Origin of the sequence: Pseudoclavibacter sp. 8L, assembly GCF_902506465.1 — a bacterium.
Lineage (GTDB): Bacteria > Actinomycetota > Actinomycetes > Actinomycetales > Microbacteriaceae > Pseudoclavibacter.
On the sequence record NZ_LR733186.1, the window covers coordinates 1,822,626 to 1,838,985 of the forward strand.

Consider the following 16,360-nt stretch of genomic DNA (forward strand, 5'->3'; position numbering starts at 1 on the left):
ACTGCGGACGCCGTATTCTCACGGATGTTGGTCGCGCCGGCGCTGGCGCTGGCTCGGCGTCATGCGCGGGCGGTGGTGCGGCGGCGCAGCGAGCCTCAGCGCGGCGATTGGCGCGGTGGCTGGCTCAGAGGCGGCTCAGCGCGGTGGCTGAACAGGGCGGTGCGGCGGGGCCGTGACCAACTTGCGTGCAATACACGTGCGTCGAGCCGGTTTCGGGGCCACGGGCGCCGATATTGCACGGATGATGGTCATGCGGCGGCGGTGTCACGGCGGCAGAGTAAGACCCAGCGAGGCGGATGACTCAGCGAGGCGGAGGACCCAGCGAGGCGGATGACCCAGCGAGGCGGCTGCGGCGGTCGTGCGCGCGAGCGGTGCCCCGGTGGCTGAACAGGGCGGTGCGGCGGGGCCGTGACCAACTTGCGTGCAATACACGTGCGTTGAGCCGGTTTCGGGGCCACGCGCGCCGATATTGCACGGATGTTGGTCACGCGCCAGGGGCCGGCTGGCGCGGCGGGCGGCCCCTGGCGGCGGCGCGGCGCTACTCGGCGGCGAAGGCCGCAGCGATCTCCTCTGACGTCGCCTCGTTGGCGATGAGGGCGGCGAGCAGGATGCGCGCCTGACCGGCCCGCAGGACGGCCGCGTGGATGGCGCCGACAACCGCGAGGTCGTGTCCGCCGCCGCCCCCGCCGTAGCTGGCCTTGAGCACGCCGAACGGCACGCGGCTCGACACGACGAGCGGGATGTCCGATGCCTGGCATTCCCAGGCCGCCGAGACGACGCTCTGGCTCGCATTGCCTGAGCCGAGGCCGACGAGGACGATGCCCTGCACGCCGGCCTCGAGGCTCGCGTGCAGGTGGGTCGCGTCGGCGCCGGGGCTGACCGCGACGGTGTCGACGCGCATGCCGGCGACGGGCGCGGGAAGGTGCAGGCGGCGGGCGGGCTTGTCGGTGACGCTGCGGAACGCGTCCGCGCGGTCTGCTGAGGCCTTCGTCAGCCCCCACGACTTGAGGAGCCTGCCGCCGAACGCGATGAGCACGCCTCGGCCGCGGTTCTTCGGGTCGAGTGCGGCGGCGAGGGCTGCCGCGACGTTCGCCGGCCCGTCCGGCGACTCCGACTCGGCCGTGAACTGTGAGCCGGTGAAGACGACGGTCTTGTCGCTCTCGAGCTGCAGGTCCGTGAGCAGCGAGGTCTCCTCCATCGAGTCGGTGCCGTGCAGCACGATGACGGCGCTGACCTCGTCGTCCTCGACCTGGCGCCGCACCTCGTCGCTGATCGACTGCATGTCGGCGAGTGTGAGGCTCGACGAGTCGACGGCCATGAGGTTCACGGCGCGCAGCTCGGCGCCCTGCGCCGCGGTTCCCTCGAGCAGGGCATCCGCCCCGAGGCTCGGCGTGGTCGCGCCCGATGCCGTCGTCGTGCTGGCGATGGTGCCGCCCGTCGCGATGACGGCGATGAGCGGGAGCGAGGATGAGGTCGTCACGTGGTCATTTCTACCCGGTTTGGCTTCCGCGCGCGCTGAGGGTTGACTTCCCGCATTTCGTGCGAATGTACTGAGGATGCGCCGCATCTGGTTCGGGAACACCGGGCCGGTCCGCGACGTTGCGCACGTAACACAGAGTTAATTCGCGCTATCCGGGAAGCGCGCTCCGAATTCATGGGGCACATTCCTAAGATGGCCGAACTCACTGATGTTCTGGCTACCGCCGAAGATAGGGGAACCCCAATGCAGAAGAAGCGTCTGATTACCGGAGGCGTCGCTGCACTCGCAGCGATCGGCCTCCTCTCGGCCTGCTCCAACCCGACCGCTCCCGACGCTGGCGGCACCGACGCTGGCGCAGCATCCGGCGACACGATCGTCGTCTCCTCGGCCAACTTCCCAGAGTCCGAGATCATCGGAAACCTCTACGCGGAAGCGCTGAAGGACGCCGGCTTCACCGTCGAGACGCAGTTCAACATCGGCTCGCGCGAGGCGTACATCCCCGCGCTGTCGGACGGATCGATCGACCTCATCCCCGACTACACGGGCAACCTCCTCATCTTCCTCGACCCCGAGGCAGAGACGACGGACGCGGAGACCATCAACACGAACCTCACCGCGGCACTCGAGACGGAGGGGCTCACGGGCCTCACCCCGGCCGACGCCGAGGACAAGGACGCCGTTGTCGTCACGAAGGAGACCGCTGAGAAGTGGAACCTGACGACCATCGCCGACCTGGCCGCCCACAACGCCGAGATCACCTACGGTGCCCCGGCCGAGTTCCAGGAGCGCCCGCAGGGTCTGCCTGGTCTGAAGGCGAACTACGGCGTCGAGCCTGCAGCGTTCACCCCCATCGCCGATGGTGGCGGACCGGCAACGGTCGACGCGCTGGTCAGCGGACAGGTGCAGGTCGCGAACATTTTCACGACGTCGCCTGCGATCGTCGAGAACGACCTGGTCGTGCTCGAGGACCCGAAGAACAACTTCCCGGCCCAGCAGGTCATCCCTGTCGGCAACACCGAGAAGCTCACCCCCGAGGTCGCTGAGGTCATCGACGCCATCTCGGCGCAGCTGACGACCGACGAGCTCATCGCCCTCAACACGCGTGTCTCCGGTGACGAGAAGGTCGAGCCCACCAAGGCCGCGACCGACTGGCTCACCGAGAAGGGCCTGCTCGGCGCCTAGGCTCCGCTTCCCCATCACGCGGTGACGCTGCGAGGGTGGATGCGGGCGAGTCCCGCCGCATCCACCCTCTCGGCAGCAGCACCCTGAACCATCGACTCCCCCCCCCGCTTTCCTCACCTCCAGCTCCAAGATCTACGAGAAGCGAGTTCCGGATGCAGCAGCACGCAGACGCCGAACGGCCGCACGTGCGACCCACGATGCGCCCCAGCAAGCGGGCAGCGCAGGGCAAGCGGTCGGTCACGGATGCATCCTCGGCCGGAGTCAACGCACTCGCGGGCACCAGCGCAGAGGGGTCGTTGCCGCTGACGAGCTTCGTCATCGGCCGCGACCGGATGACGCCGCGGATCCTGGAGCGGCTCGCCGTCACGGTCGGCCACCTCGACGTCGACCCGGACGTCAGGGTCCGGCTCGCGGAGGCGCGGGGCGTGATCGAGAGCGTCATGGCCCGCGGCGAGCCCGCATACGGCGTGAACCGCGGCCTCGGGCCGCTGCGCGACCAGGAGATCCCGGAGGAGCTGCAGCACGCGTTCCAGTTGTTCGTGCTCGCCTCCCACGACGCGGCGGTCGGCAAGAACCTCACCCCCATCGAAGCGCGAGCCGTGATGCTCGCGCGCCTCGCCGTCATGGCGCAGGGCAACTCCGGCGCCACGACGGCACTGTTCGAGGGCCTGCGCTGCCTGCTCGAGTGCGGCGTCACCCCGGCCATCCCGTCCGAGGGGTCCGTGGGTGCCGCCGACCTGTCCATGCTCGCCGCCGTCGGCAACGTTCTCGTCGGCCGCGGGCGCGTGCTCGATGAGACGGGCACCCAGACCGTCCCCGCCCGCGAGGCGCTGGCGACGGCCGGTCTCGTGCCGCTCGAGCTCGCCGCGAAGGACGGGCTCGCGCTCGTCGGGGCGAACGCCGCCTCCGTCGGTATCGCCGCCCTCACCTCCGTGCGGCTCGACCGGTTCACCGCATCCGCTGACCTCGTCGTCGCCCACACCTTCGACGCCCTCAACGGCAGCGTCAAGGGCTTCCAGGAGAAGGTCGTCGCGGCCAGGCCCCACCCCGGCCAGATCCGGGCGGCCGCACGCTTCCGCTCCCTGCTCGGCTCGAGCCGCGCCTACGGGCCGGCCACGGCGGGCTCCCTGCAGGACCCGCTCTCCATGCGCACCGTGCCGCAGGTGCACGGCACCCTCATCGAGCAGGCGGATGTGCTGCGAGAGTCGGTCACGGTCGAGCTGAACGCGCGCAGCGAGAACCCGTACATCGACATCGACAACGACGTCATCATCTCGAATGGCAACTTCTCGACGATCCAGATGGCCATCACGGCCGACTCCGTGCGCCTCCTGCTCGCGCACTTCGGCATCATGAGCGAGCGGCGCTGCTCGCTCATGATCAGGCGGCTCCGCTCCGAGCGGTCGCTCGTCGAGCAGGTGCTGTCGATCGACGACGCCGACCATCCGTTCGTGCCCGTCATCCTCGCCAACACGGCCTCGTCGCTCATGGCGCGCCTGCAGCAGCTCGCGGCGCCCGTCTCGCACCTCGGCGGCGTCGTCGGCGACGGCGTGGAAGACCACAACGCGCAGGGCTACCTGGCCGTGCGGCTCCTCGAGGACAGCCTCGAGGCGGCCGAGCGACTCCTCGCGATCGAGGGGCTCCTCGCCGTCGGCGTGGGCGTCGCCGCACCGGCCCCGAGCATGAAGGACCGCGCTCCGCTTGTGGTGCAGCTCTCGAAGCGCATCCGCGAGACCCTCGCCCTCAACGACCCGGCGATCATGACCTCTCAGCGAATCGACCGCGTGCGCGCCGACATCGCCGAGTTGAGCGAGCACGTGCAGGACGCGTGAGCTCCACGCTCGCCCCACGACCACCCGTCACCAGCCAAGGAGCAGCATGATCACCTTCGAGAACGTCACCAAGACGTATCCGGATGGCACCACGGCGGTGAACGACCTCAGCCTCAACATCGAGGAGGGCTCGTTCACGGCCTTCGTCGGGCCGAGCGGATGCGGCAAGACCACGTCGATGCGCATGATCAACAAGATGATCGACGCGTCCAGCGGCCGCATCACGGTGGCGGGCAAGGACGTCGCGGACGTCCCCTCGACGCAGCTGCGCCTCGGTATCGGGTACGTGATCCAGAACGCCGGCCTCTTCCCGCACCGCACGGTGCTCGACAACGTCGCGACGGTGCTGCGCCTGAAAGGGGTCCCCGCGAAGGAGGCCAGAGCGAAGGCCATGGATGCCATCGAGCGCGTCCGCCTCCGCCCCGAGCTCGTCCACCGCTACCCGGCCGACCTCTCCGGCGGCCAGCAGCAGCGCGTCGGTGTGGCCCGTGCCCTCGCGGCAGACCCGCCCATCCTGCTCATGGACGAGCCGTTCAGCGCCGTCGACCCCGTCGTGCGCGACGAGCTGCAGCAGGAGATGATCCGCCTGCAGCGCGAGCTGAAGAAGACGATCGTGTTCGTGACGCACGACATCGACGAGGCCCTCATCCTCGGCGACAAGATCGCCGTCTTCGGGCCGGGCGGCGTGCTCCACCAGTACGCGGCAGCCGAGGAGGTCATGACGAGGCCCGCCAACACATTCGTGTCGAGCATGATCTCGAAGGACCGCGGCTACCGCGCCCTCACGTTCCGGGACGCCTCCCTCACCGCGGAGCCCCTCGCCGACGCCGTCGCCGGCATAATCGGCCTCGACGGGCATACGGCCGAGTGGTCGCTCGCGGTCGACGACGACGGACGCCCCGACGCGTGGCTGCACCGCGCGAGCTCGCTGCGCGTCCCGGTCGGCGCCGTCGTGACGCTCGACGACAACCTGCGTCGCTCCCTGGATGCGGTGCTCGCATCCCCGGCCGGCCTCGCGATCGTCGTCGACCAGGCCGGCGTGGCCACCGGGGTGGTGCGCGGCGAGGCCGTCTTCGCCCGCGTCGCGGACGCGAGCGGCGACCGGTCATGAACTGGCTCATCGCGAACTGGGAGACGGTCTGGCCGATCATCATCCAGCACACCGTGCTGTCGGTGGTGCCGACGGTGCTCGGCCTCGTCATCGCCCTCCCGCTCGGGATGCTCCTCGTCGGGCGACCGCGCGGACGCGGCGTCGCGATCATCGTCGCGAGCATCGTCTTCACGATCCCCTCGCTCGCGCTCTTCGTCGTGATCCCGTCGATCGTGGGCACGCCCATCATCAGCCCGCTCAACGTGATCATCGCGTTGACGCTGTACTCGACGGCGCTGCTCATCCGCACCGTGCTTGAGTCGCTCGACGCGGTTCCGGACGATGTGAAGGACGCGTCGAGCGCCATCGGCTACTCGCCCATCAAACGTGTCATCGCGGTCGAGCTGCCCCTCGCCATCCCCGTGCTCGTCGCCGGGCTCAGGGTCGTCGCGGTCACCAACGTGTCGCTCGTCTCCGTGGGCGCCGTCATCGGCGTCGGCGGCCTCGGCCAGCTCTTCACCGCCGGGTTCCAGCGCGACTACCCTGACCAGATCTTCGCGGGCATCATCACGATCCTCGTGCTCGCGTTCATCTTCGACCGCGTCATCGCGATCATCGGCGTCGCGACCACCCCATGGCTGCGCAGCGACCGGGTGAAGGCGAAGCGGGCGTCGAGGCGCACGCCGAACGAGCGCACCGAGACCGCCATGCTCGACACCGTCATCGCGAAGGGGGACATCTGATGTTCAACGAGATGCTGGCCTACTTCCTCGACCCGGCCAACTGGGCGGGCTCCTCGAGCATCCCAGCCAGGGTCGGCGAGCACCTCTGGTACTCGCTGCTGGCGGTCGCGCTTGCCGCGGTCATCGCGTTCCCGCTCGGTCTCGTCATCGGCCACACGGGCAAGGGGACGACGTTCATCGTCGCCACCGCCAACGTACTGCGAGCACTCCCCAGCCTCGGTCTCATGACGCTGCTGGTGCTGCTCATGGGCCTCGGACTGTTCCCGCCGGTGATCGCGCTGGTCGTGCTCGCCGTGCCCCCGCTCCTCGCCGGCGTCTACTCGGGTGTCGCGAACGTGAGCCGCGCGACCGTGGACGCGGCGCGCGCGATGGGCATGACCGAGTGGCAGATCGTGTGGCAGGTCGAGCTGCCGAACGCGATGCCGCTCATCGTCGCGGGACTCCGCAGCGCGGTGCTGCAGGTCATCGCCACGGCGACCATCGCCGCCTACGTGAACCTCGGCGGCCTCGGACGCTACATCTTCGACGGCCTCGCGGTCACGGACTACGGGCGCGTGCTGGTCGGCGCTGTCCTCGTCACGGGGCTCGCGCTGGTCGTCGACGGCCTGCTCGCGCTGCTCGGGCGACTCGTCGTCCCCGGCCGCACGAAGCGCGGGTCGAAGGGTGCCGGGGCTGAGGTCGGTGCCGGTTCTCGTGCCGGCGCCGTCTCCCGCCCGACCGCCGCATCCACGAGCACGGCCACGGCGAGCGCGTAGCCCCCGGGCGCCCCCGCCACCTCGCCCTCGCCTCGCTCCGCAAGCAATCGCTGCCCGGCGTTTCGCCCTCCAGGAACCGTTCTGGAGGGCGAAACGCCGGGCAGCATTCGCGTTGCCGTTTTGCTCCGGGGTTCCGGATCGCGGGGAGCCGCCGCTGTGAATTCAGCTCAAGCTTCGGTGATGGCTCGACGGGGTGAGTCCGAAAAGCGGGACCAGCATGCGATTCGCCACCGAAACTCGCAGCGCACTCGAAAGCGTCGCGCAAGCTAACCCCACCTCGCCTCACGCCAGCTCACCCCGCCTCGCCTCGCTCCGCAAGCAATCGCTGCCCGGCGTTTCGCCCTCCAGGAACGGTTTTGGAGGGCGAAACGCCGGGCAGCGATCGAGGTGGGCGCGGTGCGGCGCGGGTGCGGGCGCGGGACGTCGCGGGCTGGCGGGCGCGGGCGGGTGTGCGGCGCGGCGCCGGGGAGCGAGCTACTCGGCGGCGAGGACCTCGTCGACCGGGCGGTATGCGAGGCCGAGCGCCGTGGCGACACCTCGGTTGGTGATCTGCCCGCCGTGCACGTTGAGGCCGAGCGCGAGGGCAGGGTCCTCCTGCATGGCCCGCTTCCAGCCCTTATCGGCGATGGCGGTCACGTACGGGAGCGTCGCGTTCGTGAGGGCGCGCGTCGAGGTTTCCGGCACGGCACCCGGCATGTTGGCGACGCAGTAGTAGATCGAGTTGTGCACGGGGAACGTCGGGTCATCGTGCGTCGTCGGGTGGGAGCCCTCGAAGCATCCGCCCTGGTCGATTGCGATGTCGACGAGCACCGAGCCCTTCTTCATGCCCGCCACCATCTTGTCGGTGACGAGCTTCGGGGCGGCGGCGCCAGGGATGAGGACGGAGCCGACGACCAGGTCGGCCTCGGCGAGCTGCGCCGCGATCTCGTACGCCGAAGATGCCCGCGTCTGGATCTTGCCCTGGAACTGCACCTCGAGCTCTCGCAGGCGCGGGATGTTCAGGTCGATGATGGTGACGTCCGCGCCCATGCCGACGGCGTTCGCAGCGGCGTGCTCCCCGGCGACGCCACCGCCGATGACGACGACCTTCGCCTTCGGGGTGCCGGGCACGCCGCCGAGCAGCAGGCCGCGTCCGCCCGCGGCCTTCATGAGGTGGTAGGCCCCGACCTGGGTGGCGAGGCGGCCCGCGACCTCGCTCATGGGCGTGAGCAGCGGCAGGGAGCGGTTCGGGAGCTGCACCGTCTCGTACGCGATGGCGGTCGTGCCTGCGCCCGCGAGCGCCTCCGTCTGCGCGCGGTCGGCCGCGAGGTGCAGGTACGTGAAGAGCACCAGCTCGGGGCGCATGTGGCGGTACTCGGACGCGATGGGCTCCTTCACCTTGAGCAGAAGCTCCGCCGTGGACCAGACCTCGTCTGCGGTCGCGAGGATGCGCGCACCCGCCGCCTCGTAGGCGGTGTCGGCGATAGCTGAGCCGAGGCCTGCCCCCGCCTCGATGAACACTTCGTGGCCGTGGCGTTCCAACTCGTGGACCCCGGCGGGCGTGATGGCCACGCGGTTCTCGTTGTTCTTGATCTCCGTCGGGACCCCGATGCGCATGATTACCCCTTTGTGTTCGTGCTCGTTCGGTGTTTCTCTCCGGCAATCATGCGCAGAACGTGCTTCAAATACGTTACGTACCGAAGAAACATCGGCACATGAGGGAGAATCGGGAGAAAACTGCGATGAAGGAGCACGCGCGTGGGTGAAACGCCGAAGGAACTACGGGCAGTCGATGCCGGAATGCTCGACGAGGTCGACCGCCGTCTTGTCGAGCTGCTGCAGGCCAACTCGCGGCAGTCGAACACGCAGCTCGCGACCGCGGTCGGCATCGCCCAGTCGACGTGCATCGCGCGCGTGCGCTCGCTCGTCGATCGCGGCATCATCACGAGGTTCACAGCGGATGTGGGCCTGCCGCAGCTGGGCCTTGCGCTGCAGGCCCTCATCAGCGTCAACATCCGCTCGGGGCAGCGTCAGGAGCTCGCTCACTTCGCGGAGGAGATGCGTGCACTGCCCGAGGTCGTGCAGATCTTCTTCCTCGGCGGCTCGGAGGACTTCATCGTTCACGTCGCGGTCCGCGATTCGAATGACGCGCGGGAGTTCGTGGTGGCGAACCTGTCGACGCACCCTGCCGTCGCATCCACTCGAACGAGCATCGTCTTCGACCACCACCGCATCCGCTGAGCGGCCGCGCCGTCGTGCCGCACGCCAAGATGTCGGCCTCTGGCAGCTTCACGGAGGTGACGACCTGCGGATACCCCGGGCCTGCGAGCGCCGTGGCCGTACCCCGCGCAGACTTCGGGGATACGCAGGCGCGGCGTCGCGCAAACCTGCGCGAGGCCGAGGTCTGCGGCGTCGGGGTGCGCCCGTCCAACAGGGCCTTCACCTCAACGCCGGCCCTGCCCACCCACTGCTTCCCGTCGCCGCAGCGGCCTGCACCTGCACCCGCAGCTCGTCCCGCGATCTGAGAACGCAGTAGCCGAAACAGTCGTGACGTTCTTATTCTGTGTGCATGGATCCAGCAGCGCAGGCGCAGGACAACCTCGTCGCGACCCTCATCGTGCGCGGGAAGATCCGAGACCCGCGCGGTGTCTGGGGGCCAGGCGAGGTGTGGGCGGCGGGGCCGCGCATCGTCGCGGTGCACACGGGGCGCTCCCGCACTCCGGCGCCCGCTGGTGCACGCATCGTCGACGTCGGCGACGCCTACGTGCTGCCCGGTGTGGTGGATGCGCACGTGCATTCCCTCTCGCACGGCGGCGAGGGCATCGCGGTGGCGACGAGGGCCGCTGCGGCCGGCGGCGTGACGACGATCGTCGAGATGCCCTATGACGGCACCGGCCCCATCAACAGCCTCGACAGGCTCCGCGCGAAGCAGGACCTCGCGAACGATGAGGCGCACATCGACGTGGCGCTCCTCGGCACGCTCGCGCCCGGCGGTGGCTGGCGCGCGGCCGGCGAACTCGCCGAGGCTGGTGCCGCCGGCTTCAAGGTGTCGCTGTTCCACACGCACGCGACGCGCTTTCCTCGCATCGACGACCGCGAGCTGCTGAGCGTCATGGCCGCGGTCCGGGACGCGGGACGCACGCTGTGCACGCACGCCGAGAACAACGAGATCATCCAGGCACTCCTCGGCGAGGAGCGAGCGGCGGGCAGCAGCGACCCGCAGTCGCACTCACGTTCTCGTCCGCCCGTCTCGGAGACGCTCGGCGTGCTGACGGCGCTCGAGGTCGCCGCCGACACGGGGGCCAGGCTGCACGTCTGCCACCTGTCGCTGCCCCGCAGCGTCGACCTGGTCGACTGGTACCGGGCACAGGGCGCCGATGTGACGCTCGAGACCTGCCCGCACTACCTGACCTTCACCCAGGACGACCTCGAGACGCAGCGGGGGCACCTGAAGATCAACCCGCCGTTGCGTGACGCGGAGGCGCGCGACGGGCTGTGGGATCGCCTCGGCAGGGGCCTGGTGAGCGTTGTCAGCTCGGACCACGCCCCGTGGTCGAGGGAGCTGAAGGACCACGACGTCATGCTCGACAACAGCTCGGGCGCTCCGGGCGTGCAGACGCTCGTCGCCGCGACGCTGGGCGGCGCGCTGCGTCGCGATCCGTCCGGCACGTTGCTGGCGCAGGCTGTGGATGCGCTCACGATCAGTCCAGCGCGCCGGTACGGTCTCGACGCTCGCAAGGGGTCGCTCGAGGTCGGCAAAGACGCCGACATCGTCGTGTTCACGCCGGGGGACGCATCCATCGAGCTCGACCGGATGCTCTCGAACGCCGGCTGGACGCCTTACGAGGGCATGTCGCCCGGCGGAAGCGTGACGCACACCTTCTCGCGCGGCGAGCTCGTCTACTCCGACACCGCTGGGCTCCTGGCCCGCGCGGGCCGGGGAGAGGTGCTGGTCTGACCATGAGCGACCTGCGACCACAGGCAGACCCGAACGGGCGGCCGATATCAGGGGGAGCGGCCGCCTCCGGCGGGGGCGGCGGCACCGGGGGAGCCGCCTACAAGTCGCTGCACCGAGGCCTCGAGATCTTGCAGCTGATCCAGGGCCGAGGGCGGCTCAAGATCTCGGAGATCAGCAGCGAGCTCGGCATGCCGCTGTCGACCGTGTACCGCTACGTGACCGTGCTTCGAGACGCGGGCTTCGCGATCGAGATCGACGGCTATCTCATGCCGTCGAGCCGCCTTGCGGAGAGCGATGACGCCTCCCCGCACCTCGTGCGCTACGCGGCACCCGTGCTGCGTCGCCTCAGGGAGCTCACCGGCATGACGGCGATCCTCGCCGTGCGCGTGCACATCACGGCCGTGTGCCTGGAAGTGTCGTACGCGCATCCGCAGCACCGCATCCCCTTCGGCCGCGGGAAGGTGCGCAGCCTGTACGCGGGGGCGACGGCCCTGCCTCTGCTCGCGTACGCGCCGAAGAAGGTCGTGCGCGAGCTGCTCTCCGGTGGCCTCCGCGCGTACACGACCGCGACGATGAGCCCGGAGATGATCGAGCCGTACCTGCGGCAGGTGCGCGCCGAGGGGCACGCCGTCTCCTACGGGCAGATCACCCCGGGCATGGTCGGTATCGGCGTGCCCGTCTTCGCGGGCGGCCGAGTGCTGTGCTCCCTGTCTCTTGTCGGTGACGAGCGGCAGACTGGGGTACTGGATGAGCGCGTCGCGCTCCTCAAGCAGGGAGCTGCAGAGCTCGCCGCGAAACTGCCGTCGAACGTCGACCTCGAAGTCTGGAGCGACCAGAGTGCCTGAAATCGCCGCGAACCCCGCAGCCCCATCCCCCGCGTTCGAGGAGTCCGCGCCGCCCGTGTCCGGGCCGCTCGTGAGCCCCATCCTCGCGCGTGGAACGCAGCCGATCACCGCGCAGCGCGGCACGAAGCTGCGCGCGAGGAACTGGCGGGCCGAGGGCCTGCTGCGCATGTTCGAGAACGTGCTCGAGGTGGGCGAGAACGCGGCGGAGCTCATCGTCTACGCGTCGCTCGGCAAGGCTGCCCGCAACTGGGACGAGGCCTGCCGCATCGTGAACTCGCTGCTCGAGCTCGACGAGGCCGAGACGCTGATCCTGCAGACGGGCGCCGCGGTCGGCGTCATGTCGACGAAGCGCGACTCGCCCATGGTGCTCTCCGCCGTCAACAACACCGTCGGCAACTGGGCGAGCAGCGACCGCTTCTACGAGCGGTATCGGGCCGGGCAGACCATCTGGGGCGGGCTGACGGCAGCCGCCTGGCAGTACATCGGCAGGCAGGGCGTGCTCCAGGGCACGTACGAGCTCCTCCGAGAGGTGCTGGTCCAGCACTACGACGCGCGGGCAGAGGGCCGGTGGATGCTCACGGCCGGACTCGGGGGCATGGGCTCCGCCCAGCCCATCTCGGCGCGCATCCTCGGCCTGTCGTCGCTGACCGTGGAGATCGACCAGGTGAAGATCGATCGAGCCCTCGCGGTGGGCGGCGTCGATGTCCTCGCGCCCTCGCTCGACGATGCGCTGGCGCTGCTCGAGGCGGCCCGCGCCGAGGGCATCCCCGCCGCCGTCGCGCTCCGCGCCAACGCGGCGGCCGTCTTCGAGGAGCTCGCCTCGCGCGGCGTCACCCCGGACATCGTCACCGACCAGACCGCCGCGCACGACGCGCGCTACGGCTACGTGCCCCTCGAGTACACGCTCGACGAGTGGGTCGCCGCCCGTGAGTCCGAGCCGGAACGCGTCGAGGCACTGGCACGCGCCTCCATGGCCAAGCAGGTCGAGGCCATGCTCACGCTGCAGGAACGCGGATCCATCGCCTTCGAGAACGGCAACAACCTGCGCGTGAAGGCGCTCGAGCACCTCGGCGAGAGCGAGACCGAGCGGGTCAACCGCATCCCCGGGTTCATGGAGGCCTACCTCCGGCCGCTCTTCGCGCGCGGCATCGGGCCCTTCCGCTGGGTGTGCCTGTCCGGCGACATCGAAGACCAGCTGACCATGGATGCACTCGCATCCTCGCTCTTCCCAGACCGGCCCGAGGTCGCCGAGTGGCTCGCGCTCGCGGGCGTCCACGTGCCGCAGCAGGGCCTCCCCGCGCGGTCCTGCTGGCTCGGGCACGGCGAACGCTCGCGCCTCGCGCAGGCCGCGAACGAGCTCGTCGCCGACGGCCGGCTCACTGCTCCCGTGCTCTTCAGCCGCGACCACCTCGACTCCGCCGGCATGACCCATCCGCGCATCGGCACCGAGGGCATGCGAGACGGCTCCGACGGCGTCACCGACTGGCCGCTCCTCGACGCCATGCTGCTCTCCACCGCCGGGGCCGACCTCGTCGCGATCCACTCGGGTGGCGGCGGCTACACCGGGTGGATGCAGTCCGCTGGCGTCTCCATCGTCGCCGACGGCAAGCCGGATACCCTCGAACGCCTCCGCCTGGCTCTCGACCTGGACACGGGGCTCGGCGTCATCCGCCACGCCGCCGCTGGCTACGAGGAGGCAGCGTCCGCCATCGAGCGGAACGGCGAGACGGGCGACGCCCCCATCGCCGCCCTCGGGCTCGCCGCGCGCGGTGCCTCGGCGACCGCCGAGCAGGCGGCCGAGCAGGCAGCATCCACCCCCACCGACCCCGAAGGGAACGCCCGTGCGTGAACTGACCCAGGAAGACGCCGTCCACGGAGTGCTCGGGGGCGGTGTGCTCGCGTGTGGCGGCGGCGGGTGGAAGCACCACGGCGAGCTCATGGGCCGCATGGCGACCGAGCTCAACAGGCCGGTGCTCGCGAGCATCGACGAGCTCCCGGAAGACAGCTGGGTGGCGACGGTCACCGCGATCGGCGCGCCAGCCGCGAAGAACTGGGAGATCCGCCCCGTCGACTACGTGCACGCCCTGCAGGAGCTCATCAAAGCGACCGAGGTGCCCATCTCGGCCGTCATGACGGCCCAGAACGGCTACTCGACGACCCTGAACGGCTGGATCCAGTCGTCCGTGCTCGGCGTCAAGGTGCTGGATGCGGCCGGAGACGTGCGCGCGCACCCGACGGGCAAGCTCGGCTCGCTCGGCCTCGCCGAGCGAGAAGGCTACGTGGCGACGCAGGTCGTGTCGGGCGGCAACCGTGCCCTCCACGGCCACTTCCTCTCCGTGAACCGGGGCACGATCAACACGTGCGACGACGTGCTGCGCGACATCTCGGTGCGCACGGGCGGCTTCATCGCCGCCGCCCGCAACCCGGTCGAGCTGAGCTACGTGCGCGAGCACGCCGCGCACGGGTCCATCTCGCTCGCCCTCGACCTCGGCAGGGACATGGCGGCGGCGCTCAGGAAGCGCGGCGCCGGCAAGCAGGAGGCGTTCGTGCAGGCAGTCGTCGAACGCCTCGGCGGCACGGTCGTCTCGCGCGGGCCGCTCGGCCTCGAGGTGCCGACCGACACGCACGGAGGCTGGGACCACGGCACCTTCCGCATCGGCGACTTCACGGTGCCGTACCTCAACGAGTACATGGCCATCGAGTCGGACGGGGAGCGCATCGCGACCTACCCGGACACGATCATCCTCCTCGACCCGAAGCTCGGAGAGGCGGTCGCGGTGAAGGATGCCGCCGAGGGCCAGGAGGTCGTGCTCGTGTCGGTGCCGGCCTCCGCGCTGCCGGTGTCGTCGTCGGCGATCGACGAGTCCGGGCTCGCCGAGATCGAGCAGATCATGGGCATCGACTTCCTGAAGTACCGCGACTCCGGCCTCGTCGGCGGAACGGCCGGCTATGTCGGCTGACACCGCGGATGTGCTGCTCGGCGCCGTCGACCCGTCGCGTCTTCGCCCCGACCAGCAGCGGGTGCTCGCCGACCTGACCGAGCTCGCCGGCCTCATCGAGAGCGCAGAGCCAGGGTTCTCCCGCAGGGTGTTCTCCGATGCGTACCGTGCGGGGCGCGAATGGGTGCGAGACCGGATGCGCGCATCCGGTCTCGACGCGCACATCGACCCGGCGGGCAACGTCGTCGGGGTGCTGCGCGGCGCGAACTCGTCGCTGAAGCCGCTCATGACCGGCTCGCATACCGACACCGTGCACGCGGGCGGACGCTACGACGGCATCGTGGGCGTGCTCGGCGGCATCGAGGTGGCTCGGCGGCTGCGCGAGGAGGGCATCACGCTCGCACGCGACCTGTACGTCGTCGACTTCCTCGGCGAGGAGGCGAACTCGTTCGGCGTCTCCTGCATCGGCTCGCGCTCCATCGCGGGGCTGCTCCTCCCCGGGCACCTCGAGCGAACGAACGGCGACTCGGCGCTTCGGCTTGGCGACGCCATGACGGGGTTCGGCCTCGACACGAGCGGTGCGCTCGGCCAGGCCTGGGCTCCCGGCTCCCTGCACGCCTACCTCGAGCTGCACATCGAGCAGGGGCCGCAGCTCGAACGCAGCGGCAAGCAGGTCGGAGTCGTGACGGCGATCGCGGGCATCGAGCGCCTCATGGCCGCGTTCTCGGGCCGAGCGGACCACGCGGGCACCATGCCCATGCAGGGCAGGCACGACGCGCTCATCGCGGCCGCCGAGGCGATCCTCACCATCGAGCGGGAGGCGTGCGGGGCCCCCATCCACGGCGTGTCGACAACGGGCCGTATTGAGTCGTCGCCTGGCTCCTTCAACATCGTTCCAGACGAGGCGCGCATCTGGGCGGAGATGCGCAGCGTGGATGCGTCGTGGCTGCACGGCGCGAAGCGTCGCGTCGCCGAGGACATCGCGTCGGCGGCCGCGCTTCGCGGCGTCGAGACCGCCATCGAGTGGCTCAATGACCAGGATCCGGTCGCGGCCGACCCCCACGTGCAGCGCCTCCTCGGCGAGGCCGCTGACGCGCTCGGCTACACGTGGGAGGCCGTGCCGTCCGGAGCAGGCCACGACGCGGCGCACCTGGCGCACCTCGGACCAATGGGCATGATCTTCGTGCCATCGGTCGGCGGGCGCAGCCACGTGCCCGAGGAGTTCACCGAGGCCGACGACATCGCGGTCGGCATCCACGTGCTCGCGACTGCGCTCGTCGCGGCCGACCGCAGCGAGCGCCCCCTCGCCGTGAGCTGACCGCGCCGGCCGCGACGCCGACCTCCGGGCCGGCCCGGTTGCCCGGCGCTGCCCGTCCTGCCTGCCCGCCCTGCCTGTCTGCCCGGTTGATCTCGCTCCCGCCGTTTCCGGGGTTTCGGGATGGAAAGGTCCCTTCGTTGGGGGAAGTTTTCCAGCAGGGAGTGACTTCGCCAGCCCGAGTCGTGGCCTGGGGTGGGCTGGGGTGGGTTGGGTTTGGCTGTTCTCGGCTGGTAGGGGTG

The 16,360-nt window shown here is 70.2% G+C and carries 13 protein-coding genes; 11 read left to right on the top strand and 2 right to left on the bottom strand.

Annotated features, from left to right (window positions below; translation table 11 throughout):
* Window positions 1-538: 538 nt before the first annotated feature.
* Window positions 539-1,480, bottom strand: a complete 942-nt coding sequence (locus tag GV007_RS15270) for an asparaginase (RefSeq protein WP_236558530.1) — start codon at window positions 1,478-1,480, stop codon at window positions 539-541.
* 243 nt (window positions 1,481-1,723) lie between these two features.
* On the opposite strand from GV007_RS15270, the gene GV007_RS15275 reads away from it, so the two are divergent.
* From GV007_RS15275 to GV007_RS15295, 5 genes are all read left to right on the top strand, one after another.
* Window positions 1,724-2,662, top strand: coding sequence for an ABC transporter substrate-binding protein (locus GV007_RS15275; protein ID WP_160073894.1), 939 nt, complete (start codon window positions 1,724-1,726; stop codon window positions 2,660-2,662).
* Between the two features lie 152 nt (window positions 2,663-2,814).
* Window positions 2,815-4,494, top strand: coding sequence for an aromatic amino acid ammonia-lyase (locus GV007_RS15280; RefSeq protein ID WP_160073896.1), 1,680 nt, complete (start codon window positions 2,815-2,817; stop codon window positions 4,492-4,494).
* A gap of 46 nt (window positions 4,495-4,540) precedes the next feature.
* Window positions 4,541-5,605 (top strand): ABC transporter ATP-binding protein, encoded by a 1,065-nt coding sequence (locus tag GV007_RS15285; protein ID WP_160073898.1) that lies wholly within the window; start codon window positions 4,541-4,543, stop codon window positions 5,603-5,605.
* Window positions 5,602-6,327: an ABC transporter permease gene (locus GV007_RS15290; RefSeq protein ID WP_104240165.1), complete on the top strand. Its 726-nt coding sequence runs from the start codon at window positions 5,602-5,604 to the stop codon at window positions 6,325-6,327. The genes GV007_RS15285 and GV007_RS15290 overlap by 4 nt, the downstream gene beginning before the upstream one ends.
* A complete protein-coding gene (locus GV007_RS15295; RefSeq protein WP_160073900.1) occupies window positions 6,327-7,082 on the top strand; it encodes an ABC transporter permease in 756 nt (251 codons plus the stop codon). Before GV007_RS15290 ends, GV007_RS15295 begins: the two co-directional genes overlap by 1 nt.
* A 474-nt stretch (window positions 7,083-7,556) precedes the next feature.
* On the opposite strand, the gene ald is transcribed toward GV007_RS15295, so the two are convergent.
* On the bottom strand, window positions 7,557-8,678 hold the full coding sequence (gene ald, locus GV007_RS15300; protein WP_160073902.1) for an alanine dehydrogenase: 1,122 nt from the start codon (window positions 8,676-8,678) through the stop codon (window positions 7,557-7,559).
* Between the two features lie 141 nt (window positions 8,679-8,819).
* Here ald and GV007_RS15305 point away from each other — a divergent pair, with 141 nt between their 5' ends.
* The 6 genes from GV007_RS15305 (at window position 8,820) to GV007_RS15330 (ending at window position 16,121) form a co-directional block, all read left to right on the top strand.
* On the top strand, window positions 8,820-9,302 hold the full coding sequence (locus GV007_RS15305; RefSeq protein ID WP_416362272.1) for an Lrp/AsnC family transcriptional regulator: 483 nt from the start codon (window positions 8,820-8,822) through the stop codon (window positions 9,300-9,302).
* A 328-nt stretch (window positions 9,303-9,630) separates the two neighbouring features.
* Window positions 9,631-11,019, top strand: coding sequence for a dihydroorotase (locus GV007_RS15310; RefSeq protein WP_160073904.1), 1,389 nt, complete (start codon window positions 9,631-9,633; stop codon window positions 11,017-11,019).
* Between the two features lie 2 nt (window positions 11,020-11,021).
* The gene (locus GV007_RS15315; protein ID WP_160073906.1) at window positions 11,022-11,864 is read left to right on the top strand and encodes an IclR family transcriptional regulator; all 843 of its coding nucleotides are present in this window, start codon (window positions 11,022-11,024) and stop codon (window positions 11,862-11,864) included.
* Window positions 11,857-13,713 (top strand): urocanate hydratase, encoded by a 1,857-nt coding sequence (locus GV007_RS15320; RefSeq protein ID WP_201297720.1) that lies wholly within the window; start codon window positions 11,857-11,859, stop codon window positions 13,711-13,713. The genes GV007_RS15315 and GV007_RS15320 overlap by 8 nt, the downstream gene beginning before the upstream one ends.
* The gene (locus GV007_RS15325; protein ID WP_160073910.1) at window positions 13,706-14,824 is read left to right on the top strand and encodes an S-methyl thiohydantoin desulfurase domain-containing protein; all 1,119 of its coding nucleotides are present in this window, start codon (window positions 13,706-13,708) and stop codon (window positions 14,822-14,824) included. Before GV007_RS15320 ends, GV007_RS15325 begins: the two co-directional genes overlap by 8 nt.
* Complete coding sequence (locus GV007_RS15330) at window positions 14,814-16,121, top strand: M20 family metallo-hydrolase (RefSeq protein WP_160073912.1); 1,308 nt, start codon at window positions 14,814-14,816, stop codon at window positions 16,119-16,121. Before GV007_RS15325 ends, GV007_RS15330 begins: the two co-directional genes overlap by 11 nt.
* The last annotated feature ends 239 nt before the right edge of the window (window positions 16,122-16,360 follow it).